This window comes from Tenacibaculum sp. SDUM215027, from assembly GCF_050566205.1.
GTDB lineage: Bacteria > Bacteroidota > Bacteroidia > Flavobacteriales > Flavobacteriaceae > Polaribacter.
Map to the genome: position 1 here is coordinate 148,444 of NZ_JBNXUE010000004.1, position 21,669 is coordinate 170,112.

21 protein-coding genes are annotated in these 21,669 nt (G+C 31.0%); 9 read left to right on the forward strand and 12 right to left on the reverse strand.

The annotated features are described in order from the left end of the window. The first annotated feature begins 47 nt into the window (after positions 1 to 47). The 3 genes from ACQYZ7_RS10665 to ACQYZ7_RS10675 all read left to right on the forward strand — a co-directional run bounded on the left by ACQYZ7_RS10665 (position 48) and on the right by ACQYZ7_RS10675 (position 3,330). Positions 48 to 722 carry a type 1 glutamine amidotransferase domain-containing protein gene (locus tag ACQYZ7_RS10665; RefSeq protein ID WP_430729732.1) on the forward strand — a complete coding sequence of 225 codons (675 nt, stop codon included), beginning with the start codon at positions 48 to 50 and terminating at the stop codon, positions 720 to 722. A 119-nt stretch (positions 723 to 841) separates the two neighbouring features. Further along, the gene (locus tag ACQYZ7_RS10670; protein WP_430729733.1) at positions 842 to 1,765 is read left to right on the forward strand and encodes an EamA family transporter; all 924 of its coding nucleotides are present in this window, start codon (positions 842 to 844) and stop codon (positions 1,763 to 1,765) included. Positions 1,766 to 1,869: 104 nt separating this feature from the next. After that, a complete protein-coding gene (locus ACQYZ7_RS10675) occupies positions 1,870 to 3,330 on the forward strand; it encodes a hypothetical protein (RefSeq protein WP_430729734.1) in 1,461 nt (486 codons plus the stop codon). Positions 3,331 to 3,449: 119 nt separating this feature from the next. Here the strand turns inward: ACQYZ7_RS10675 and ACQYZ7_RS10680 are convergent, their stop codons facing one another. From ACQYZ7_RS10680 to ACQYZ7_RS10725, 10 genes are read right to left on the reverse strand one after another with little or no spacing between them, the layout of a single operon-like run. Beyond that, a complete protein-coding gene (locus ACQYZ7_RS10680; RefSeq protein ID WP_430729735.1) occupies positions 3,450 to 4,262 on the reverse strand; it encodes a DUF1853 family protein in 813 nt (270 codons plus the stop codon). A gap of 7 nt (positions 4,263 to 4,269) precedes the next feature. After that, complete coding sequence (locus tag ACQYZ7_RS10685) at positions 4,270 to 4,773, reverse strand: OmpH family outer membrane protein (protein WP_430729736.1); 504 nt, start codon at positions 4,771 to 4,773, stop codon at positions 4,270 to 4,272. A gap of 58 nt (positions 4,774 to 4,831) precedes the next feature. Next, positions 4,832 to 5,740 carry a tRNA (adenosine(37)-N6)-dimethylallyltransferase MiaA gene (gene miaA / locus ACQYZ7_RS10690; protein ID WP_430729737.1) on the reverse strand — a complete coding sequence of 303 codons (909 nt, stop codon included), beginning with the start codon at positions 5,738 to 5,740 and terminating at the stop codon, positions 4,832 to 4,834. Beyond that, on the reverse strand, positions 5,741 to 6,556 hold the full coding sequence (locus tag ACQYZ7_RS10695) for an ion transporter (protein ID WP_430729738.1): 816 nt from the start codon (positions 6,554 to 6,556) through the stop codon (positions 5,741 to 5,743). Positions 6,557 to 6,588: 32 nt separating this feature from the next. Further along, entirely contained in the window at positions 6,589 to 7,686 is a 1,098-nt protein-coding gene (locus ACQYZ7_RS10700) for an exonuclease domain-containing protein (RefSeq protein ID WP_430729739.1), read from the reverse strand. A 33-nt stretch (positions 7,687 to 7,719) separates the two neighbouring features. Beyond that, on the reverse strand, positions 7,720 to 8,388 hold the full coding sequence (locus ACQYZ7_RS10705; protein ID WP_430729740.1) for a YggS family pyridoxal phosphate-dependent enzyme: 669 nt from the start codon (positions 8,386 to 8,388) through the stop codon (positions 7,720 to 7,722). Positions 8,389 to 8,412: 24 nt separating this feature from the next. Then, a complete protein-coding gene (locus ACQYZ7_RS10710; RefSeq protein ID WP_430729741.1) occupies positions 8,413 to 9,651 on the reverse strand; it encodes a DUF1015 domain-containing protein in 1,239 nt (412 codons plus the stop codon). Between the two features lie 3 nt (positions 9,652 to 9,654). Beyond that, the gene (locus tag ACQYZ7_RS10715; RefSeq protein ID WP_430729742.1) at positions 9,655 to 10,608 is read right to left on the reverse strand and encodes a D-2-hydroxyacid dehydrogenase; all 954 of its coding nucleotides are present in this window, start codon (positions 10,606 to 10,608) and stop codon (positions 9,655 to 9,657) included. A gap of 44 nt (positions 10,609 to 10,652) precedes the next feature. Beyond that, positions 10,653 to 11,717 (reverse strand): 3-phosphoserine/phosphohydroxythreonine transaminase, encoded by a 1,065-nt coding sequence (gene serC, locus ACQYZ7_RS10720; RefSeq protein WP_430729743.1) that lies wholly within the window; start codon positions 11,715 to 11,717, stop codon positions 10,653 to 10,655. A 52-nt stretch (positions 11,718 to 11,769) separates the two neighbouring features. Then, entirely contained in the window at positions 11,770 to 12,831 is a 1,062-nt protein-coding gene (locus ACQYZ7_RS10725) for an acyl-CoA reductase (protein ID WP_430729744.1), read from the reverse strand. 70 nt (positions 12,832 to 12,901) lie between these two features. On the opposite strand from ACQYZ7_RS10725, the gene ACQYZ7_RS10730 reads away from it, so the two are divergent. Further along, complete coding sequence (locus ACQYZ7_RS10730) at positions 12,902 to 13,252, forward strand: 4Fe-4S dicluster domain-containing protein (protein WP_115901653.1); 351 nt, start codon at positions 12,902 to 12,904, stop codon at positions 13,250 to 13,252. A 78-nt stretch (positions 13,253 to 13,330) separates the two neighbouring features. Here ACQYZ7_RS10730 and ACQYZ7_RS10735 read toward each other — a convergent pair whose 3' ends face one another. Continuing rightward, the gene (locus tag ACQYZ7_RS10735) at positions 13,331 to 16,054 is read right to left on the reverse strand and encodes a TonB-dependent receptor (RefSeq protein ID WP_430729745.1); all 2,724 of its coding nucleotides are present in this window, start codon (positions 16,052 to 16,054) and stop codon (positions 13,331 to 13,333) included. 180 nt (positions 16,055 to 16,234) lie between these two features. Between ACQYZ7_RS10735 and ychF the strand changes: the two genes are divergently transcribed. Continuing rightward, positions 16,235 to 17,326 (forward strand): redox-regulated ATPase YchF, encoded by a 1,092-nt coding sequence (ychF, locus tag ACQYZ7_RS10740; RefSeq protein ID WP_430729746.1) that lies wholly within the window; start codon positions 16,235 to 16,237, stop codon positions 17,324 to 17,326. Positions 17,327 to 17,406: 80 nt separating this feature from the next. Continuing rightward, entirely contained in the window at positions 17,407 to 18,081 is a 675-nt protein-coding gene (locus tag ACQYZ7_RS10745) for a DUF2461 domain-containing protein (RefSeq protein WP_430729747.1), read from the forward strand. On the opposite strand, the gene ACQYZ7_RS10750 is transcribed toward ACQYZ7_RS10745, so the two are convergent. Next, positions 18,078 to 19,415, reverse strand: coding sequence for an MATE family efflux transporter (locus ACQYZ7_RS10750; protein WP_430729748.1), 1,338 nt, complete (start codon positions 19,413 to 19,415; stop codon positions 18,078 to 18,080). The genes ACQYZ7_RS10745 and ACQYZ7_RS10750 overlap by 4 nt on opposite strands. 89 nt (positions 19,416 to 19,504) lie before the next feature. Between ACQYZ7_RS10750 and ACQYZ7_RS10755 the strand changes: the two genes are divergently transcribed. From ACQYZ7_RS10755 to ACQYZ7_RS10765, 3 genes are read left to right on the forward strand one after another with little or no spacing between them, the layout of a single operon-like run. Further along, positions 19,505 to 19,891 (forward strand): acyl-CoA thioesterase, encoded by a 387-nt coding sequence (locus tag ACQYZ7_RS10755; protein WP_121146808.1) that lies wholly within the window; start codon positions 19,505 to 19,507, stop codon positions 19,889 to 19,891. Between the two features lie 35 nt (positions 19,892 to 19,926). Beyond that, on the forward strand, positions 19,927 to 21,045 hold the full coding sequence (locus ACQYZ7_RS10760) for a DEAD/DEAH box helicase (protein WP_430729749.1): 1,119 nt from the start codon (positions 19,927 to 19,929) through the stop codon (positions 21,043 to 21,045). Then, the gene (locus tag ACQYZ7_RS10765; RefSeq protein ID WP_430729750.1) at positions 21,046 to 21,666 is read left to right on the forward strand and encodes a trimeric intracellular cation channel family protein; all 621 of its coding nucleotides are present in this window, start codon (positions 21,046 to 21,048) and stop codon (positions 21,664 to 21,666) included. It abuts the gene before it with no gap. Positions 21,667 to 21,669: the final 3 nt, after the last annotated feature.

The following is a 21,669-nucleotide window of genomic DNA, read 5'->3' on the forward strand; positions in this document are numbered from 1 at the left end:
TACAACTTTCATATGCTAATTTTGGGTTAACTTAAAAATAGAATAATATGAAAAAAGTAGTATTTGTACTTACTAGTCATGAAGAACTAGGAAATACAGGAGAAAAAACAGGATTTTGGATTGAAGAATTTGCAGCACCTTATTATTTATTAAAAGATAAAGGAGTGGAAGTAACTTTAGCATCTCCAAAAGGAGGACAACCACCAATTGATCCTAAGAGTAACGAACCAGATTTTCAAACACCAGCTACACATCGTTTTAATAAAGATGAAGAACTTCAATCTGTATTAGCCAACACAATACAATTAAGCGAAGTTAAAGAAGGTGACTATGACGCAATTTTTTACCCTGGTGGGCATGGACCTTTATGGGATTTAGCCGAAAATAAAGATTCTGTAGCTTTAATAGAAGCTTTTTATACAAACAATAAGCCAGTAGGAGCTGTTTGCCATGCACCTATTGTGTTAAAAGAAGCTAAATTAAATGGAGAACCTTTAGTTAAAGGTAAAAAAGTAACAGGTTTTTCTAATACAGAAGAAGATGCGGTACAATTAACTTCAATAGTACCATTTTTAGTGGAAGACGAGCTAAAAAATAATGAAGGAATCTATAGTAAAGCTGGAGACTGGCAAGAGTATGTAATTGAAGACGGAAACTTAATTACAGGCCAAAACCCAGCATCATCTGAATTGGTAGCCGAAAAAATATTAGCGAAATTATAATTACCAAAGAATAACTTTTTCAGAAAAATCGGTTGAAAATATTTTTAACCGATTTTTTATTTTTCAAGAACATCCAAAGAGGTTTTATTGTACTTTTAGCTTATTAGAATACAGATAAAATGAAAGAATCTAAAACGCTAATTATAGCTGCTTTTATTGCCATTTATGTCATTTGGGGATCAACCTATTTGCTAAATAAAATTGTTGTTACAGAGGTTTCTCCGTTGTTGTTAGCAGCTATTCGATTCTCTATATCGGGAGTGTTAATTATGCTAATTGCTAAGCTTTTAAAAAAATCAATTAAAGTAACTAAGAAACAGCTTTTAAACTCTGCGATAGCAGGTTTTCTTTTTTTAGTATATGGAAATGGAATGTTTGTTTGGGCATTAAAGTTTGTTGATAGCGGTTTTGGAGCTTTATTAGCTGCAACACAGCCTTTATTTGTTTTATTACTTCTACGTTTAATTGATGGAAAAAAAATGCAACGACAATCAATTATTGGAGTTATTTTGGGAATCATAGGAATGTATTTGTTGGTAAGTCAAAATGAAATAACTACTTCAAAAGATATGCTAATAGGGATTTTTATGATTTTTTCTTGTGTCTTAAGTTGGAGTTATGGTAGTGTTTTTGTAGCCAAAGCTACGCTTCCTAAAAACTTTTTTGTAAGTACAGGTTATCAAATGCTTTTTGCAGGAGTTTTCCTTTTTATAGGTTCAGTTTTATTAAAAGAAACTTGGTCTTCACCCATAGACTGGTCCCTTAAAGCACAAGGAGCTATGTTTTTATTAATTGCTTTTGGAAGTATTGTTGCTTTTACATCTTTTAATTATTTATTAAAAATTGTTCCAACAGAAAAAGTATCAACATCAGCGTATGTAAACCCTGTTGTAGCTTTATTTTTAGGATGGTATTTTTTAGATGAAACCTTAACAACACAATCTGTTATAGCATCTATAGTATTATTATCAGGAGTTTATTTTATTACATCAAGAAAACGAATATCAAAATTGAAAGTAACTTCCAAACCACAAAAAGTATAAGTAGCTATAGGTTTAACTTGTTTAATATTTAAAAGAGTAAATAATTTTTGATATTGCCACTAACTTTTTACTTTTGCTTAAATTTTAAAAAAATCAAAAAAACTATGAAAAAGACTAAGCTGGTTATAGCCTTGTTTATTTTATCTAAACTTTTAATTCAATGTATTAGTAATGAACCAGTTCCTGAAGTAGATACAGAACTAGAAGAGTTAAAAGAAATTAAATTGTCTATTAAACTACCAGATGATAATGAGACTTTAAATTTTAAAGACCTTGTTATAGAAAACGAAAAGACATTACCAATATCTATATTTAATGAAGGAAATTCTATCTTAGAAATTACAGAGGTGATCCTTCCTGAAGGATTTTCTGTGAATTTTGAAACTATTAAAATACCTCCAAGTGATTTTTTTGAATTAGATATACTTTTTAAACCTACTGAAGAAAAGAAATATTCAGGTAATATCACATTCACTAGTAATATAACTGAACCTTATAAAAATACAATTATTGAGGGCTTAGGAGTTAATGATATTTTTGAAGGTAATGTTGATTTTAAAACTCAGGATGAATTAATCGACTTTATAGATAAAGGATATAAAAATATTAATGGGAAACTTGGTATAGGAAGTCCTTACGATGGTGCAAATCACCCTGTAACAGATTTAAAATTATTGAAATCTTTAAATTCAGTTAAAAGATTAAGTGTCTGGGGAGCTCAAGTTACCTCTTTAGAAGGTTTAGAAAATATCAAAGGAATAGAGACAATTCAAATAGCTTTTAATAATAACTTAACAAGCTTAAATGGTTTTCCAAAAAATAATTCATCTGCTTTAATTAATATAGTACAAAACGAAAATTTAATGGACATAAAAGGTTTAGCCGGTATTGAAATTATAGATTGGTTAAGAGTTCATAGAAACCCTAAATTAGAAAGTTTAACAGGGCTTGAAAATTTGAAAGAAATTAAACGAGATTTAGAGATATCAGGAAATTATGTTATAACAAACTTAGATTCATTTTTAAATTTAGAAAGGGTTGGAGGTAATATTTCCATTCAGGAAAATAATGCATTATATAGTTATTGTGGGTTAGTTAATTTGATGAAATCAGGTGGGCTAGAAGGTACTTTTTACCTCCCTAAACGTAATAGATTTAATCCTTCATGGGTTGATGAATTAGATTGTGAAAGACAAGTACCTCTTAATGAATACCATGGAGTACAAACATGGATTGATGATCGTTATGATTTAGATTATTTTAAACAAAAAGGGTTTACAAAAATTAGTGGAGAAGTTTATATAAATGATAATGATATAACTACTTTAACCGCATTGAGTAATATAGAAGAAATAGAGCACCTATATATAGAAAGAACAAATCTAGAGAATTTGGAAGGATTAGATAATTTAAGAAAAGTAAAGTCTTTATATATTAAATATAATGATAAGCTTTCTAATTTTTGTTCTCTTAGTTCACTAACTATTGAAGGTAGCTCAAGAATAGAAAACAATTTATATAATCCTATAATTACTGATTTAGCAAACGAAAATTGTAAACAATAAAACTTAAGAGGTTTAGATTAAGTCAACCTAATGTTATCATGAACTAAGCACACCTGAAACTATGTTTCGAGTGTGTTTTTTTTATAGTTTATATGAAAAGTTTGAATTATTAATAGATTTTACCACCAAACCACAAAAAATTTAAAAAGCTCTCCGTTTGGTTTCTTTAGCCAACAAAGAGGAGCATTTTCTTCATTTAAAAATTGATGAAGTTTGATTTGAAAATCTTTGAGGCTTAACCAATCAACATTAGGGTGAGGGTTGACCAGCCAGTTATGTTTATTGGGTATGTAGAATTTACAATCGGAAAATTGTTTTAATTCTCTCGGATAGATATAAAACCCATAAATACAATTATTATTTAGTTGTTTGATTTTTTTTCCAAAGTCCTTTAAAGGAATAAATAATTGTGCTTTAAAATATACTTGTTGTATTATTTCATCTACACTCAATTTTAATTCATCTAGATAACTTTTAGTATAATTGGAATAGAGTAGTGGTAATTGTTTTTCATGAAGCTTGGTTAATTTTTGTATAAGAGAATCTCGTCGATTTGGTCCAATCCAATGTTCAATTTCAGAATTCCCAACAGAAGAGTCATATAAATAGAATTTATAGATGATTTCTAAATGAATTGGTTTCTTATCCTTTAACAATAAACAATCTAATTCTCCTACAGTAATTTTTTCTTTTTGAATTTGAATGTTCTCAGCAAGGATTGATACAGAACCTTGGCTTAACTCAAATGAAACAAAGCGCTCAACCAATTTACCTAAACGTAGTTTTTGTGTGATTTCTAGATTAAGAGAAGTTATTTGAGTAATTGAAGTAGGGTATTGCTCTAAATCAAAAACACCTTTTCCATACCATAGAAAAGGTGTTTTTAAAAATCCTTCGTATTGTAATTGTAAGTCTTTTTGTTTTTGATACATAAAAGAATTACTCCTTAATTCCTAGTTTATCTAATACCAATTTAGTGATATCAAAACGTTCATCAATGTATCCAAATTCGTTTCCGGTCGTAGTTAAAATTTGTGTATATCCGTTTGCCTTAGCCACTTCAGATATTACTTCACTTAACTTTTTATATAAAGGACGTAAACTTTGCTCTTTTTGTATTTGCATCATAGCAGATCCATTTTGACGAAACTTACCCATTTCTTGCTCAAGTGTTCTTAATTCTTGAACTCTGGTTTTTTTATCATCATCTGTCATTAGTTTTTCTTCAGCTTTGAAAGAATCAATCTTAGTTTTATATTCTGTAGCTTTTACTTGAAAACTAGAGTCTAGTTTTTTACCATAATTTTCTACTCGTTGTAAAACTCCTTTCATTTGTGGCATTTTACTAATGATTAATTCGCTATCAACAGTACCTACTTTAGTTTGAGCATTTGAAAATCCGATAAAAAATAAAGCAAGTATAAAAGTGATTTTTAGTTTCATGTATTTCTGTTTTTTGACAAATATAAAAAAGTGATTTTTGTGGTGTTCTTAAAAAGCGTTAAAGTTTACTTTCAATAGTTTTTATAATATCTTGAATATCTTCCTGAAAATCAAACCATAAAATATTGGTATCTTTTCTAAACCAAGTTCCTTGTCGCTTGGCAAATCTTCTTGAGTTTTTCTTAATTTCTTCTACAGCAAAATCTTTAGTGAAGCTATCTTCAAAATACTCAAACAATTCTCTGTATCCTACTGTTTGTAGTGCATTTAGATTTTTATGAGGGTGTAGTTTTTTAGCTTCTTCTATCAAACCTTTTTCAATCATAATATCTACACGACGATTAATACGGTCGTACATAATCTCTCTGTCTGCCGTTAATCCTATTTTGATGGATTTAAAATTACGAGGAGCTTTTGGCTTATTTTTAAAAGAACTATATGTTTTTTTGGTGCCAATGCAAATCTCTAAGGCACGTATTAATCGATGTGGATTATCAATAGCAATCGTATTATACGCTTCAACATCAAGTTCTTTTAATCTCTTTTGAAGATATTCTATTCCTTTATTCTCTAATTCGGTAGTTAAATCAATTCTTATTTGTGGGTCTACATCTGGAAAATAATCTAATCCTTTTAATACGGCATCAACATATAAACCACTCCCTCCAACCATTATTTGAATAGGATTTTTGGTGAATAATTCTTCTAGTTTAGCCAATGTGTCTTTTTCAAATTGTCCTACTGAATAGTCTTCAAAAACACTTCTATTTTGGATAAAATGATGTGGTGCTGATGCCAGCTCTTGAGGGGAAGGGACAGCTGTTCCGATAGTCATTTCCTTATAAAATTGACGAGAATCACACGAAATAATATCACATTCAAAATGTTGTGCTAGTTTAATACTTAGTACTGTTTTACCAATAGCCGTAGCTCCAACAATAGTAATTAACGTATTTTCTTGTGACATTTAGTTCAGTTTTGTTCCGCAATGATAGCAAAATTCTGCTTCATCTTTATGACCTTCATACGAGCAATTTGGACAAGATTGTGTGTTTAAGTGTACATTCTTTTTAGTCATTTCAGAGCTTACTATTCCAGTAGGAATTGCAATAATGGCATAACCAATAATTACGGTAATACTAGCAATAAACTGCCCTAAAGCGGTTTGGGGAGCGATATCTCCATAACCAACAGTTGTAAGTGTTACAATAGACCAATAAATACTTCTAGGAATACTTGTAAAACCGTTATCTGCCCCTTCAATAAAATACATTATTGAGCCTAAAATGATACAAATAATCAATACAAAATAAAGAAATACTCCAATTTTAGCTTTACTAGCATTTAATGCTTTTATCAATTGATTTGACTCTCCAATATATCTTGATACTTTTAAAATTCTAAAAACTCTTAATAAGCGTAACGCTCTCAAGGCTATTAAACTACTATGTGTTCCCACAAAAAAGAACGTTAGGTACATAGGAATAGTAGAGAGTAAATCTATGATACCATAAAAGCTAAAAATATATTTTGACGGTTTTTTTATTGAAATGATTCTAAGGATATATTCAATTGAAAAAAAGAAGGTAATAACCCATTCAGAGATGTATAAAAAATTATGATGCTTATTATCAAAACTGTCTATACTTTCAAGCATTACAAGTATAATACTTGCCAAAATTGCAAATAATAAGGTTATATCAAATAATCTACCAGCAGGAGTGTCTGCTTCATAGATTACTTCATGTAATTTATCTCTCCAATTAAGTGTTTTATTATCCAAAAGATCAGGTTTTTGAATGCTTTATAGCAATATTATAAATTATTTTCAACTTGTAATCGTACTATTTTAGACACTTTATTTTTTAGTAAATAGTTTTTAATTATTGTTTTTGCTAGCTCTTTGTTTTCAATAGGAGTTAGCATAGATTTTAGAATAGGTATTTGGTTTTCTTGAAAAGCAAGATTAGTATATGTATAACCTATGACTTCATTTTTTTCAATTAAAATTACAGCATGTTCTTCTAGTGTTCTACCTTTATCAATAATAAGCATATTATCGTGATTAAAATTTTTATCTGTAATTTTTCTTTTTCTTATAATATTGTATTTGGGTCTTAGTTTTTCAAGTTCTAAATGGTATTTTAAACGCGTAAAAAGCATATTTCCAGTCTCCTCATAAGAAACCTTGGTAACTCTTTTTGTTACTTTTAAAGCTTTTCTAGTTTCTTTTAAAAAAAGTTTGTTTGTTTCTTGTTTAACGTTTTTACCTCTGCCTATAAAAATGATGGTGCCTTCATGATTATGTACATAAAAAACACCTTCCTTCTCAGATAAACTATCTAATATTCTCTGAGTACGAAACTTTTCGTGTCTATTATCAAAATACTTTATAGATTGTTGAATAATTTTTTTCTCAACATCTTTATCTATCAATAGTTTAAATAGCTGTATAGTAGCTAATGCATCGCCTGTTGCTCTATGACGGTCAGACATTGGGATTCCCAAAAATTTACATAATTTTCCTAAACTATGAGACGGTGACTCAGGAATTAGTTTTTTACTTAAAGTAACTGTACATAGCGTGTTACGCTTGTATTTATACCCTAATCGGTCAAATTCTGTACGAAGAATACGATAATCAAAGTTAGCATTGTGTGCTACAATAAAGCAGTCTTGAGTTATCTCAACAATTCTTTTAGCCACTTCATAAAACTTAGGTGCGTTTCGTAGCATTTTATTATTAATTCCTGTAAGTTTTACAACAAACTCTTGAATTTCCCTTTCTGGATTAACTAAACTAATGAATTGATCTACAATTTGATGCCCATCATATTTATAAATGGCAATTTCTGTAATACCTTCTTCGTTATATTTTCCTCCAGTAGTTTCAATGTCTAAAATAGCGTACAAATCTCTCCCTTTTTTAAGCTGACTTATGTAAATCTAAGCAATATAATTTCTAACTCCAAAAATAGAGCTTCCTATTCGTACCATAGTACTACCATTTTTAATGGCTAATTTATAATCCCCACTCATTCCCATTGAAAGGATTGATAAATCTAAGTATTTTTCCTGATTCTTATTGAAGAAACTAGCTAATGATGAAAACTCATCTTGTAATTGCTCTTGGTTGTCTGTAAAGGTAGCCATCCCCATTAAGCCTACAATTTTTACATTTTCTAACTCTTTGAATTCATCTGAGGCTAAAATATCTTCAATATCAGTAAATGGTAAACCAAATTTGGTGTCTTCTTTAGCAATTCGAGCTTGTAACAAGCAATTGATAACTCTATTATGCTTTTTAGCTTGTTTGTTTATTTCTTTCAATGTTTTAAAGCTGTCTACCCCGTGAATTAAGTCAACAAAATGAGCCATGTACTTTACCTTATTACGCTGTAAATGGCCAATCATGTGCCATTTTATGTCTTTAGGTAATTCATCGTACTTAGTTACCATTTCTTGAATTTTATTTTCACCAAATACTCGTTGACCAGTATCGTAGGCTTCTTGTAAATCAGCAATAGGTTTGGTTTTAGAAACAGCAACTAATGTTACGTTTTCTGGTAGTGTTGATTTTATTTTTTGAAGATTTTCTTTAATTCCTGTAATCATAATAATTATGTGTCAGACATTTAACTAAAACTCATAAATAGTTAAAGCACTTCTTAATTTTGGTTCTATGTATGTGGTTTTTGGAGGCATCATTAAACCCGCATCAACAATAGTTTTTAGTTCTTGAATATTAGTAGGCAACATTCCAAAAGAAACTTTAAACTCTCCGCTATCTACCTTTGTTTTTAGTTCCAATCCGTCAGATTTATCTTGAGAATATACAATTTTAGAGGCATTTCTAATATCATCTATTCCTAAAATGGGCTCTAAAACGGTTGTGTATAAAATATAGGCATCTAATTCACTTAAACAATCGGTAAAATTATAAGCTGATTTACGTAAGTACAGTGCATAAAACTCCCCATTCAAATACATGCTAAAATGATGTTTTTCTTTAGGTTTGTACAACTCTTGTCCTCGGTTTTCAATTCTAAAATGAGTGTCTAATTCGATTAAAAGTTCTTCAGAAGTTAACCCGTTTAAGTCTCTAATAAACCTATTAAACTCGTAAATTTTTAATTGACTTTCAGGTAACAGATAACTCATAAAAAAGTTATAATCCTCCTTTCCTGTATGTTCAGGGTTGCTTTTAGCTAAACCTTGAGCTAATAAACAAGAAGATGTTGAGCGATGATGTCCATCAGCAATATATAGCGTATTAACCTCTTTAAAAGCTTTTGCTATCTGTTCCACATCATTTTTATCGTGTATAACCCATAAAAAATGTAAGTCTTTATCTGATGTTGAAAATTCGTACTCAGCTCTTTCTTTCTGATATTTTTCTATGATTGAATTAATCACATTATTATCAGGGTAGGTGAGTAGTACAGGTTCTGCATTAAAGCCTGTATTTTTTAGGTAATTTTCAAACAGTAATTCACGTTCTTTTAGAGTGTCTTCGTGCTTTTTAATTACTTCATTATTATAATCTTCAACAGAAGTAGCTGCAATTATTCCGCAGAAGTTATCATTAGGTGTTCTTTTTTGATAAATATAATAAGCAGGAGCTTCATCTTGTTTAAAAACCTCGTTTTCTTTGAATTCTAAGTAGCGATTATGTACCAATTTAAAACGCTGTTCTCCTGTTATATCTTGTTTGTGATATTTATAACCTGGGTTGATTACATGTAAAAAAGTATACGGATTAAAATCAAGTTTAGCCCCGATTTCCGCAGGGGTATAAATTTCGTACGATTTAGAAGATACTAAAGCAACTTTATCACGTGTCGCTCTAACAGCTTTAAATGGTTTTACAATAGCCATATATTATTCGCTTAGTAATTCGATGATTTTATTTGCTAATTCAACCCCAGTTCTATTTTGTGCTTCAATTGTAGAAGCTCCAATATGAGGTGTCATAGAAATTTCAGGATTCATTAATAATTGGATTTCAGGTCTTGGTTGGCTTTCAAAAACATCTAACCCTGCGTATTTAACCTTTCCGCTTTCAATAGCTTTGACTAAATCAACCTCATTTAAAACACTACCGTGAGACGTATTTATAATTCCAACACCGTCTTTCATTTTATCTAGTAAAGAAGTTTCTATAACGTATCCATCTTGTGCAGGAAGGTGTAATGTAATAAAATCTGATTTTGATAATAAACTATCTATAGTTTCTGTTTCTATATAGAAATCTACTGATTGTCCATCAAAAAAGGGAATTGTAATGGTTGCATTGTCTATTTCAGCATCGGTTGCTATTACTTCCATACCTAGAGCCAGAGCGGTTTTTGCTACTTCTTGTCCTACGGTATCAAAACCAATAATTCCTAATGTTTTACCTCTTAACTCAGTTCCTTGTGAATACTGCTTTTTTAATGCATTAAAACGCATATCTCCTTCTAAAGGCATTTCACGGTTTGATTGGTGTAAAAAACGAACCATTGTAAATAAATGTGCAAATACAAGCTCTGCAATTGAACTAGCAGAAGCATCTTCACTATTCACAACGTGAACTCCATTATCAATAGCATAATCAACATCAATATTATCCATTTCGGTTCCTAAACAAGCAATAAGTTTAATGCTTGGGCAAGCATCAATTAACTCTTGTCGTACTTGTGTAGTATTACCTACTGTAATAGCATCGATAGTATGGTCGTTTATATAGTTTTCTAATTGCTCTTGTGCAACTTTAGTGTTTATTACTTCAAAGCCTTTGTCTTCTAAAGCTTGTATTCCGCTAGCGGAAATTCCATCGGTCACTAATATCTTCATCGTTCTTTATATTAAAAATGCCATTATAAAAAATGACGTTGTATCTAACTTATTCTTTCTAATTCTTGCATTACATCTACTAAGGCCTGAACACTGTATAAAGGTAAGGCATTGTACATGCTTGCACGGTAACCACCAACACTTCTATGACCACTTAATCCATTGATATTGGCTTCTTGCCACATCTTATCAAACTTAGTTTGCAAGGTTTCATCAACTAAAGTAAATGTAGCGTTCATATGACTTCGGTCTTCTGTAGCAGCAACTCCTTTAAATAAAGGGTTTCTATCTATTTCACTATATAACAGTGCTGATTTTTTCTCATTCACCTTTTCAATGAATTCGATACCTCCTAAATCTTTTAACCATTCCAAAGTTAACATAGAAGTATATACTGCAAATACAGGAGGTGTATTAAACATACTTTCTTTGTCAATGATTAATTGGTAATTTAACATAGAAGGAATTTGACGTTCTACTTTTCCTAAAATTTCTTCTTTTATTACAACAAGGGTAGTTCCCGCTGGTCCCATATTTTTTTGAGCTCCCGCATAAATTAAATCAAATTTTGAAAAATCTAGTTGACGTGAAAAAATATCAGAACTCATATCACATACCATAGGAACTGAAGTTTCAGGAAAACTCTTCATTTGCGTTCCATAAATAGTATTATTACTAGTACAGTGAAAATAATCTACATCAGTAGGGATTTCGTATGCTTTAGGAATATAACTGAAGTTTTTATCTTTTGAAGAAGCAACTTCTACCAATTCGCCAAATAGTTTAGCTTCTTTAATTGCTTTGTCACTCCAAGTTCCTGTATTTAAGTAAGCTGCTTTCTTGTTTAATAGGTTATAAGCAACCATTAAAAATTGCATACTAGCTCCACCTTGTAAAAACAATGCTTTATAACCTTTATTTTCTAGTCCTAATAATTCTAATGCTAAATTTCTCGCTTTTTCAATTACATCAACAAAAGGTTTACTTCTGTGCGATATTTCGATTAAAGATAAATTATCATTATTAAAATTAATAACAGCGTCTGATGCTTTTTTTAGCACTTCTTCGGGTAAAATACAAGGTCCTGCACTAAAATTATGTTTTTTCATTTGTGTTGTTGTGTTTTGCTACACAAAGGTGCAAATTTATATAGAGACTCTTTTATACTTTAGATAAAAAATCTAGTGTGTTTACACCATCGGCATAGTCCCATAACTTTGGATGTTGTGTTTGTCCAAATTCTATTTCATTTTCGACAAAATCACTAGCTACAATACATTGAATTTGATCTCTATCTTCCCACAGTTTAATTTTTAAATCATCCACGCTATCATAGTATTCATAGAAAACAGAGGCAATAGGAGAGGCGTAGCTTTTATCTTCCTTAATCATTAAAAAACCGTTTTCTAGAATATCAAATTCACTCATTAAATACACCGCTTTGTTGTAATCGTAATTGTTGGCATATTTGGTGTTATTAATGATTTCATGTTGCTGATACATCCCGTTGAAAAAAGCATCAAAATTATAGCCTCTAGGGATGAATATTTTAGAAACAGAACGACAGCCTAAACCGAAGTAACGAAAAACATCTTCACTTAAATTCTTCATTTGTTCTTCTGACTCATTTCCAGTCAAAAGAGCTATGGAATTTCTATTTTTTCTGATAATACTTGGTTTATCTTTAAAATAGTACTCAAAATAACGTGCTGTATTGTTACTACCAGTAGCAATAACAGCATCGAAGCCAGTTAGTTTTTCTTCAGTAAACGTAATTTTTCCTTTTAGTTCAGGCTCAACATATTCTAAATATTTTGCTAAAAAAGGAAGTAAGTGCTTATCGTTAGAAGATTGTTTAACTAATACGAAGTGTCCCGAAATTAAAACTGATAAAAAATCATGAAAGCCAACTAAAGGAATATTTCCAGCCATGATAACAGCAACTAATTTAGGTTCATTTTTACCTAAATCTTCGTTAGCTATCCATTGTGTTAAATTATAAGAAGTGAGTGCCTTTGCCCAATTTTCTATAGAAAACAATAGGTTTTCTATAGTAAACCACGTGTTATTTTCTCCAGCTATTTTTAGTTGATGCTTAAACCCATCAAAAAACAACTCATTGTGTTCTATGTTTTCTTTTTTCTCTATTTTTTCTTGAGAAAACTGACTTAAAAATTCTCCTAGTTTATGAAAAGCGTTAATTCTACCTTTTATACTATCCATTTATTTGGTTCTAAATTAAATTGGAACTATTTTTGCAAGTGCAAAGTTACAAAACTGAAAGAGATTAATTATGGCAATTATAATAACTGATGAATGTATAAACTGCGGGGCTTGTGAACCTGAATGTCCAAACACAGCTATTTATGAAGGAGCAGATGATTGGAAATATGCTGATGGTACTGATTTAACTGGAAATGTAGTTTTACCAAACGGTAAGTCTGCAAATGCAGATGAAGACCAAGAGCCAATTTCGGATGAAATTTATTACATTGTTGTTGATAAGTGTACAGAATGTAAAGGTTTCCATGAAGAACCTCAGTGTGCTGCTGTTTGTCCTGTTGATTGTTGTGTTCCTGATGAAGACAATGTTGAAACAGAAGAAGAATTATTAGCAAAGCAACGTTTTATGCATAATGATTAATAGACTATAAACTTTAGAGTTAAGAAATAAAAAAAACCTGAGAATATTCTCAGGTTTTTTTGTTTTTATGAAAATTTATTAAAGTTTAAATCCTAGTCTAGTAAAAAAGTAAGCACCGTCTGATCCCATTTGAACTGAATCAGCTAAACCTCCTTGATCGGTCCACCCATCAAACTGTGGAGTAGGATAAACGTTGAAAATATTGTTTCCACCAATTGTAAGTGTAACTTTATCAGTGAAAGCATAACTTAGACTTAAATCGGTAGTAATAGATGATTTATATATATCATTTCCTGCTTTATATAAATTGGTATCTCCAGTACCATCTCCATCAGTATCAAAATTTAAAGCCTCGCTTTCATTGGCTGGAGAATATTCTACCCATTGAAAATCAAACAACTCAACTTCACTAAATTTTGTAAGACTTAAAGAAACATCAAATTTCTTATAGCCATATCCTAGGTTTAACCCAAATTTATGATCCGGTGCAGCAGCTTTTAAGTAAGCTTCTGAAAAAGGACTAAAGAAAGTAAATCTGTTTAAATTTCCATTCTTAATCTTTTCAATTTTAGTATCGTTAAAATTTCCTACTAACCCTACATCAATTCTATGGTCTTCAAAAGATTTTTTATAGTTTAAAACAACATCTAATCCTTGAGTTTTCGTATCAACACCATTAGCAAAAAATTGTGCTGCGTCTACACCTAAATTAAGTCCAGAAGCATCAAAATTATCAGTTAAAATAATACGATCATCAACAGTAATAGAATAGGCATCAATCGTTGCTGTAAATCCACCTATTTTGTAAGTAAATCCTAAACTAGCGTTAAAAGCAGTTTCTTCTTGTAATTGTTCAATACCAAAAGCTCTAGTTACCGTACTATTATTGGCAGATAATAATGATGGAAGTGATTCTCCGTTAACAATATTGGTGAACTTTAAATTATAATATAATTGAGCTAAGGACGGTGCTCTAAATCCAGAAGATACAGAACCTCTTAAGGTTAAGTTGTCACTAGCTTTAAACCTTGAAGCTAACTTAAAATTGAATGTGCTACCAAAATCACTGTAATCTTCAAAACGTACAGCAGCTCCAACTAAAAACTTTTCTGTAAAATTAAATTCTGAATCAAAATATATACCAACATTACTTCTAGATCGATCTACCTCATTGTCTGGCCCGTATCCAGGAAAGCCTTGTGAACCACCAGGTAGTTCATCTCCATTGCTGTCAACAGCTACTGGTTGAACGGCAGGGTTTGTTAATAAAACTCCATTATCATCATATAAACCATATGAAGCTTCTTCTCCAGCAGAGATGATGAAGTTTTCAGTTCGGTATTCTAAACCAAAAGCTAGGTTAACACCACTTAGTAAGTTTTCTAAGTATTTAGAAAAGTCTAAACCAGTTGTATTTTGTGATAAACTATGCCCTCCGGCATTAAAATCGATAGGAGAAGCGTCTTTCAATGATGCATTATTAGAATCTTTAATATAATAATGGAACTTATTTTCTCCATAAGTATTATTAAAATCAATTTCCCATCCATTTTCCAGTTTATGTTTTATTCCTGTTGACACTGAAATATCTGTAATATTTGAGGTAATTCTAGGAGTAAATCCATTTGGATGTATACTAGGAACACTTCTATTATCACCATCATCAAAGCTGTCTCTAGAAAAAGCATACGCATCAGTATCTCTATAATTTCTTCCTCCAAAAGCATATACTTCAGTGTTATCATTTATAGGTAAATTAGCATTTACCATAAAATTGAACCCGTCTATTCCTGCACTACCATAACCTTTACGCCAAGAAAACCCTGGTCTTAAAGTTCTTTCCTTAGATAATAGTTCGGTAGTAAAGTTTACAAAGCCTCCTTTATCATTCAGCTTTGCCCCGTAATTTAAGTCTAATTTAAAAGTTCCACCATCAAAACTTTTATCTTCTCCATCTAATCTGTTTTTACCTTCTACATTGTATAAAGTTTCACCTGTGGCTTCTGCCCATCCGCTTCCTATGGCTGTGCTATAGGCACCATAACCAATACTACCAGAAACACCATCGGTATTGTCTTTTAAAACAATATTAATAACTCCTGCAATGGCGTCAGAACCATACTGAGCTGAAGCTCCATCTCTTAAAACCTCAATTCTTTTAATTGCAGCAGAAGGAATTGCATTTAAATCCGTTCCAGAATTACCACGTCCTCTTGTCCCAAAAATATTGACTAAAGATGATTGATGACGTCTTTTACCATTAATTAAGACCAATGTTTGGTCTGGTCCTAAACCTCGTAAAGAAGCAGGAACAATATGGTCTGCTCCATCAGAACCTGATTGTTTAGTTGCATTAAATGAAGGAGCAGCATATTGTAGTATATCATTTACTTCTACTTTACCGTTTTTAGTTGCCAAATCCCCAACATCAATTATATCAACAGGTACAGGAGTGTCAATAGCTGTCCTTTTCGGATTTCTAGATCCTACTATAACAACTTCATCTAACTCTAAACCTTCTTTTAAAACAATACTCAAATTAGTTTTTCCATTAATAGAAACTTCTTGTGTTTCAAATCCTGAGAAACTAACTATTAAAGCTCCATTAGTATTAACACTAAGAGAGAACTCTCCGTTAAAATCTGTAGATGTCCCGTTAGAAGTCCCTTTTTCTATAACATTAGCTCCAGGTAAAGGGTCGTTGTTTATATCTTTTACTGTTCCTTTAATTAGTGTTTGAGCACTTAACATGTGAAGTCCCCAAAAAAATAGGTAAGTAATAAGAAGGGTCTGTTTTTTCATTTAAAAATATTTTTTAGTTAATTTCTTAAAAGTAGTAAAAATCCAATCTAAATCTTAAAAAAATGTTAAAAACATAAAAATATCAACTAAAAAACAAACTTAAATGAATCTTAAATAATTAGAAAATTTAGAAAGCAAAGCATTATATTTGCACTCGCAAAATTTCAATAAAACAATAGAATGAAAGCTGGAATTGTAGGATTACCAAACGTAGGGAAATCAACCTTATTTAACTGTTTATCTAATGCAAAAGCGCAAAGTGCAAACTTTCCGTTTTGTACCATTGAGCCAAACTTAGGTGTAGTGAATGTACCTGATACTCGTTTAGAGAAGCTAGAGGAGTTAGTAAACCCTGAAAGAGTTTTACCTGCAACTGTAGAGATTGTAGATATTGCTGGTTTAGTAAAAGGAGCTAGTAAAGGAGAAGGTTTAGGAAATCAATTCTTAGCTAATATTCGTGAAACAGATGCTATTTTACATGTATTACGTTGTTTTGATAACGATAATATTGTACACGTAGATGGTTCTGTAGATCCTATTCGAGATAAAGAAACTATTGATATTGAGCTTCAATTAAAAGACCTAGAAACTGTTCAAAAACGTTTAGAGCGTGTAAAAAGAACGGCTAAAACAGGTAATAAGGAGGCACAGGTAGAGTTAGAAATTTTATTGAAAGTTGAAACTACTTTGTTAGAAGGAAAATCTGTACGTTCTATTGAGTTTACAGAAAAAGAGGAGGAGTTTGTAAAACCATTACAGTTTATTACAGCAAAGCCTGTTTTATACGTTTGTAATGTTGATGAAAATTCAGCTGTTTCAGGAAATGCTTATGTAGATAAGGTAAATGAAGCAGTAGCACATGAAAACGCTGAAGTTATTGTATTGGCAGTGGGAACTGAGGCAGATATTACAGAGTTAGATGATTATGAAGAACGTCAAATGTTCTTAGCAGATATAGGACTAGAAGAAGCAGGAGTTTCTCGTTTAGTTCGTTCAGCTTATAAATTATTAGACCTGCAAACGTATTTTACGGCAGGAGTTAAAGAAGTGAGAGCTTGGACAATTCCTGTGGGTGCAACAGCACCACAAGCAGCAGGAGTTATTCATACAGACTTTGAAAAAGGATTTATACGTGCTGAAACAATTGGTTATGATGATTATGTTGCGTTTGGTAGCGAAGCTAAGGTAAAAGAAGCAGGTAAAATGAGAGTAGAAGGAAAAGAGTACGTGGTTAAAGATGGTGATATTATGCACTTTAGATTTAACGTGTAACTTTTTCAAAGAATAAAGCATAAACTCCACTAAAATTTAGTGGAGTTTTTTTGTACTTTAGAATTTCAAATTCGCTTACTATGCAACTAGAAAAACAAACATTTCAGTTTTTAAAAGACTTAAAAGAAAATAATAATCGTGAATGGTTTACTGAGTTTAAACCACGTTTTACTGAAGCTCAAAATAATGCGAAAGCTATTTATAAGAAGATTGAAGAAAACTTAAATAAGCATGATGAAATTGATAAGTTTAAGTTGTTTAGAATTTACAGAGATGTACGTTTTTCAAAAGATAAAACGCCTTATAAAACACATTTTGGAGGTTCTTTCCACAGAAAAAAACCAGAATTAAGAGGGGGCTATTATTTACATATTTCTCCTGGTGATAGTTTTGTTGCTGGTGGGTTTTGGGAACCAAACAAAGAAGATCTTTTACGTATTCGTAAAGAATTTGAGGTAGACGCTTCTGAAATTAGAGAAATTTTAAAAGAAAAGAACTACGTACAGCATTTTGGAGGTAAGTTAGAAGGAGATCAACTTAAAACTGCTCCTAAAGGATTTGACAAACAGCATCCTGATATTGATTTGATCCGTAAAAAAGGCTATATTGCTATTCAACGTTTTTCTGATAAAGAAGTTTTAGCTCCTGACTTTTTAACAAAAGTAGACGATGCTTTTAAAGCTTTACGTCCATTTTTTAATTATATGAGTGATGTGCTAACCACAAACTTAAATGGAGAAAGTATTTTAGATTAATTCAGGTGTAATCTAACTTCTCTTTTTAAATAAGCATAGGTAAGTACAGTAGATAAAACATCAGCTATAGGAAAAGACATCCAAACACCATTTACACCATAAAATTTAGGAAGTATATACACTAAAGGAATTAAAAAGATTCCTTGTTTTAAGAGTGTTAACAATAGCGCAGGTAAAGCTTTGCCTGCCGCTTGAAAGTATGCAGATCCAATTAATTGAGTAGTAATTACTGGAGTTGCTAAAAAAGCTATAATTAATGCATTAGGAGTAAGGTTTAATAACTTTTCATCTTCTGTAAAGACACCAACCAACTCATTAGGAAATAACATTATCATAGTAAAAATTAAGACAGCAATACCAGTACCATAAAGTATGGATGTTTTTATAGCTTCCTTAACTCTCTTTGTATTGTTAGCTCCATAATTGTATCCAGCAATAGGTAAAAAGCCTTGTGTTACTCCTAAAACAGGGAACAAAGCAAATAACATAACTCTATTAATAATACCATAGATTGCAATTGAAATTTCACCTCCGTACTTAAAAAGAGAATAATTTAAAATAATGGTCAAAATACTTATTGTTCCTTGTCTTACTACAGTTATTCCTCCTAAAGAAATAATCTCTTTTACAATAGAAAAATTCAATTTAAAATACTTTGGAATAATTTTTAATTCAGTTCTTTTTGAAATAAAAAACCATAAAATGAATAATCCACTTACTGCATATGAAATAGAAGTAGCTAAACCAGCTCCATACATTCCCAGATTCATAAACTTAATGAAAATAACATCTAAAAAAATATTAGCAATTGCAGGAAATAACATGGTGAGCATGGCATAATTAGGTTTCCCAACTGCTCTAACAACAGGATTACCCATCATAGCAAAAGCTAAAAACGGAACTCCCCAAACAATTACATTAAAATACTCAGTAGCGGGTGTTATAATGTTTCCATTGGCTCCAAAAAGCCTTAAAATAGGAGTGCTGAAAAACGTTCCTAACAATACAAATAAAATAGATAATGCAATAGTTAATGAAATTTGATTTCCAAAAACCTCAAATGCTTTATCATCTTTGTTAGCTCCTAATGCTCTAGAAATTATAGAGCTACCTCCAATTCCAACTCCCATACCTATTGATGATATTAAAAAAGCTATGGGTAATACTACGGTAATTGCTGCGATAGCGAGTACGCCAATCCATCTACCAACAAAAATGGTATCAACAATCATATTAATCGACATTACTAGAATTCCAATAGAAGCAGGGATAGCTTGTTTTAAAATAAGTTGACTGATACTTTTAGTACCTAAGTCGTTGGCGATTTTATTCATGTTGACTAAATTAGTGTGAATTATCCATCAAAAATAAAAACAGCGTTAGATTTAAGTAATAATTAACATCAATCCTGTAAGTTTGCTTTATGAATTTATTTGAACAAAAACATATCGTAACTCCAGAAGAGATAGATGAATATAACCATGTAAATAATGTAGTGTATGTACAATGGATGCAAAATATTTCTGATGCTCATTGGAAAGAACTTTCTAAAAATGTAAAAAACATCGACTATGTTTGGTTTGTTATTCGTCATGAAGTTGATTATAAAAATCAAGCCGTATTAGGGGACGAAGTTACGCTTAGAACATGGGTTGGTAAAACAGAAGGGATAAGATCTGTTCGTCATTTTGAAATGTACAGAGGTGAAACTTTATTAGTAAAATCTCAAACTACTTTTTGTTTGTTAGATGCTAATACCAAAAAACCTAAAAGAATTACGAAAGAAGTAACAAACTTATTGTTACCGTAAAAGAAACAATATCTTTGCACTTATAAATTTATAGAATGACAACATTTACCGCATTAGGAGTACGAAAAGAATATGTTAAGGGATTGAAAGAGTTAGGAATAACAACTCCTACTGAAGTACAAAATGAAGCAATACCTTATTTACTAGAGAATAATTCAGATTTTATAGGGTTAGCACAAACTGGAACAGGTAAAACAGCTGCTTATGGTCTACCTATTTTGCATAAAATAGATGCTTCAAAAGACAATGTTCAAGCGTTAATTTTATCACCTACAAGAGAACTGGTACAACAGATAAAGAAACAACTATTTAAGTTTACAAAATATGTTGATAATAAAATTTTTGTAGAAGCTGTTTACGGTGGTGAAAAGATTGAACGTCAAATCAACAATTTAAAGAGAACCACACATATTATTGTGGCAACTCCAGGACGTTTGATTGATTTAATAGAAAGAGGTGATGTAGATTTAAAAAATATTAAAACCTTAGTACTTGATGAGGCAGATGAAATGCTTAGTATGGGGTTTAAATTAGAGTTAAATCGTATTTTAAAATACACTTCAGGTACTCGTAAAACATGGTTGTTTTCAGCAACAATGCCTGATGAAATACGAAGTATTATAAAAAAATACATGAATGCTTCAGCAAAACAAGTTGAAGTAAACAAAAATGTATTGGTGAATGCCAATATTACGCATCAGTTTGTGAAAACAACTATTCCTGAAAAAACAGACATTATTGTTAAATTTTTAGAAAAAAGGCACACTGAAAGAGGTATTATTTTTTCAAGAACTAAAGCAGGTGCTCAAAAACTAACAAAAGAACTAAAAGAAGAAGGTTTTTCAGTAGAAGCTTTAGAAGGCGATATGCAACAAAAAGAACGTGATAAAGTAATGCGTGCTTTTAAAAACGAAAGCCTTCAAGTTTTAGTCTCAACAGATGTAGCAGCTAGAGGAATTGATGTTCAAAACTTAGCTTTTGTTATCCATCATCAATTACCAGAACAATTAGAATATTATACACACCGAAGTGGTAGAACTGCAAGAGCTGGGAAAAGAGGAATTTCATTAGCGTTAATTCTTCAAAATGAAAGAAATCGTTTAGCTGAAGTAGAAAGAACATTACAAATACAATTTTCTGAAATATCAATATAAATGGATGTAATTTACGCCATAGACATTGCCGGAACTTTTGCCTTTGCCATTAGTGGAGCATTGGTTGCTATTAGAAAAAAATTTGATGTTTTTGGAGTCATTATTATAGCTTTTGTTACCGCTGTAGGAGGTGGGATGACAAGAGATGTACTTATTAATGCACACCCTATAAATTGGATTGGAGATATTAATTATATCTGGACAATACTAATAGCTGTTGTGGTTACTTTTTTCTTTAGAAGTAAAATAGCTCCGTTACGACGTACCATGTTCTTGTTTGATACAATAGGTATTAGCGTATTTACACTTATAGGAGTTCAAAAAGGAATAAATTTTAACTTACATCCTTTTGTAGCATTGGTAATGGGGATGTCTTCTGCAGTAATGGGAGGAGTAATTAGAGATGTATTAACAAACGAAATTCCATTAATTTTTCATAAAGAAATATATGCATCTGCCTGTTTAGCAGGGGGAATTGTTTACTTACTCTTATATTCTTTAGAGGTGAATGAAGACTTTCTTTTCGTTATTTCAGCAGGTATAATTGTTGTTGTGAGAACAATTGCTGTACAATATAAGCTGGAGCTTCCTAGAATTAAAAAAGATATTTTTGGTAAATAAAAA

Coding starts and splice junctions, on each gene's coding strand:
- ACQYZ7_RS10665 (WP_430729732.1), top strand. CDS start 48: ATGAAAAAAGTAGTATTTGTACTTACTAGTCATGAAGAACTAGGAAAT.
- ACQYZ7_RS10670 (WP_430729733.1), top strand. CDS start 842: ATGAAAGAATCTAAAACGCTAATTATAGCTGCTTTTATTGCCATTTAT.
- ACQYZ7_RS10675 (WP_430729734.1), top strand. CDS start 1,870: ATGAAAAAGACTAAGCTGGTTATAGCCTTGTTTATTTTATCTAAACTT.
- ACQYZ7_RS10680 (WP_430729735.1), bottom strand. CDS start 4,262: ATGTATCAAAAACAAAAAGACTTACAATTACAATACGAAGGATTTTTA.
- ACQYZ7_RS10685 (WP_430729736.1), bottom strand. CDS start 4,773: ATGAAACTAAAAATCACTTTTATACTTGCTTTATTTTTTATCGGATTT.
- miaA (WP_430729737.1), bottom strand. CDS start 5,740: ATGTCACAAGAAAATACGTTAATTACTATTGTTGGAGCTACGGCTATT.
- ACQYZ7_RS10705 (WP_430729740.1), bottom strand. CDS start 8,388: ATGATTACAGGAATTAAAGAAAATCTTCAAAAAATAAAATCAACACTA.
- ACQYZ7_RS10710 (WP_430729741.1), bottom strand. CDS start 9,651: ATGGCTATTGTAAAACCATTTAAAGCTGTTAGAGCGACACGTGATAAA.
- ACQYZ7_RS10715 (WP_430729742.1), bottom strand. CDS start 10,608: ATGAAGATATTAGTGACCGATGGAATTTCCGCTAGCGGAATACAAGCT.
- serC (WP_430729743.1), bottom strand. CDS start 11,717: ATGAAAAAACATAATTTTAGTGCAGGACCTTGTATTTTACCCGAAGAA.
- ACQYZ7_RS10725 (WP_430729744.1), bottom strand. CDS start 12,831: ATGGATAGTATAAAAGGTAGAATTAACGCTTTTCATAAACTAGGAGAA.
- ACQYZ7_RS10730 (WP_115901653.1), top strand. CDS start 12,902: ATGGCAATTATAATAACTGATGAATGTATAAACTGCGGGGCTTGTGAA.
- ACQYZ7_RS10735 (WP_430729745.1), bottom strand. CDS start 16,054: ATGAAAAAACAGACCCTTCTTATTACTTACCTATTTTTTTGGGGACTT.
- ychF (WP_430729746.1), top strand. CDS start 16,235: ATGAAAGCTGGAATTGTAGGATTACCAAACGTAGGGAAATCAACCTTA.
- ACQYZ7_RS10745 (WP_430729747.1), top strand. CDS start 17,407: ATGCAACTAGAAAAACAAACATTTCAGTTTTTAAAAGACTTAAAAGAA.
- ACQYZ7_RS10750 (WP_430729748.1), bottom strand. CDS start 19,415: ATGAATAAAATCGCCAACGACTTAGGTACTAAAAGTATCAGTCAACTT.
- ACQYZ7_RS10755 (WP_121146808.1), top strand. CDS start 19,505: ATGAATTTATTTGAACAAAAACATATCGTAACTCCAGAAGAGATAGAT.
- ACQYZ7_RS10760 (WP_430729749.1), top strand. CDS start 19,927: ATGACAACATTTACCGCATTAGGAGTACGAAAAGAATATGTTAAGGGA.
- ACQYZ7_RS10765 (WP_430729750.1), top strand. CDS start 21,046: ATGGATGTAATTTACGCCATAGACATTGCCGGAACTTTTGCCTTTGCC.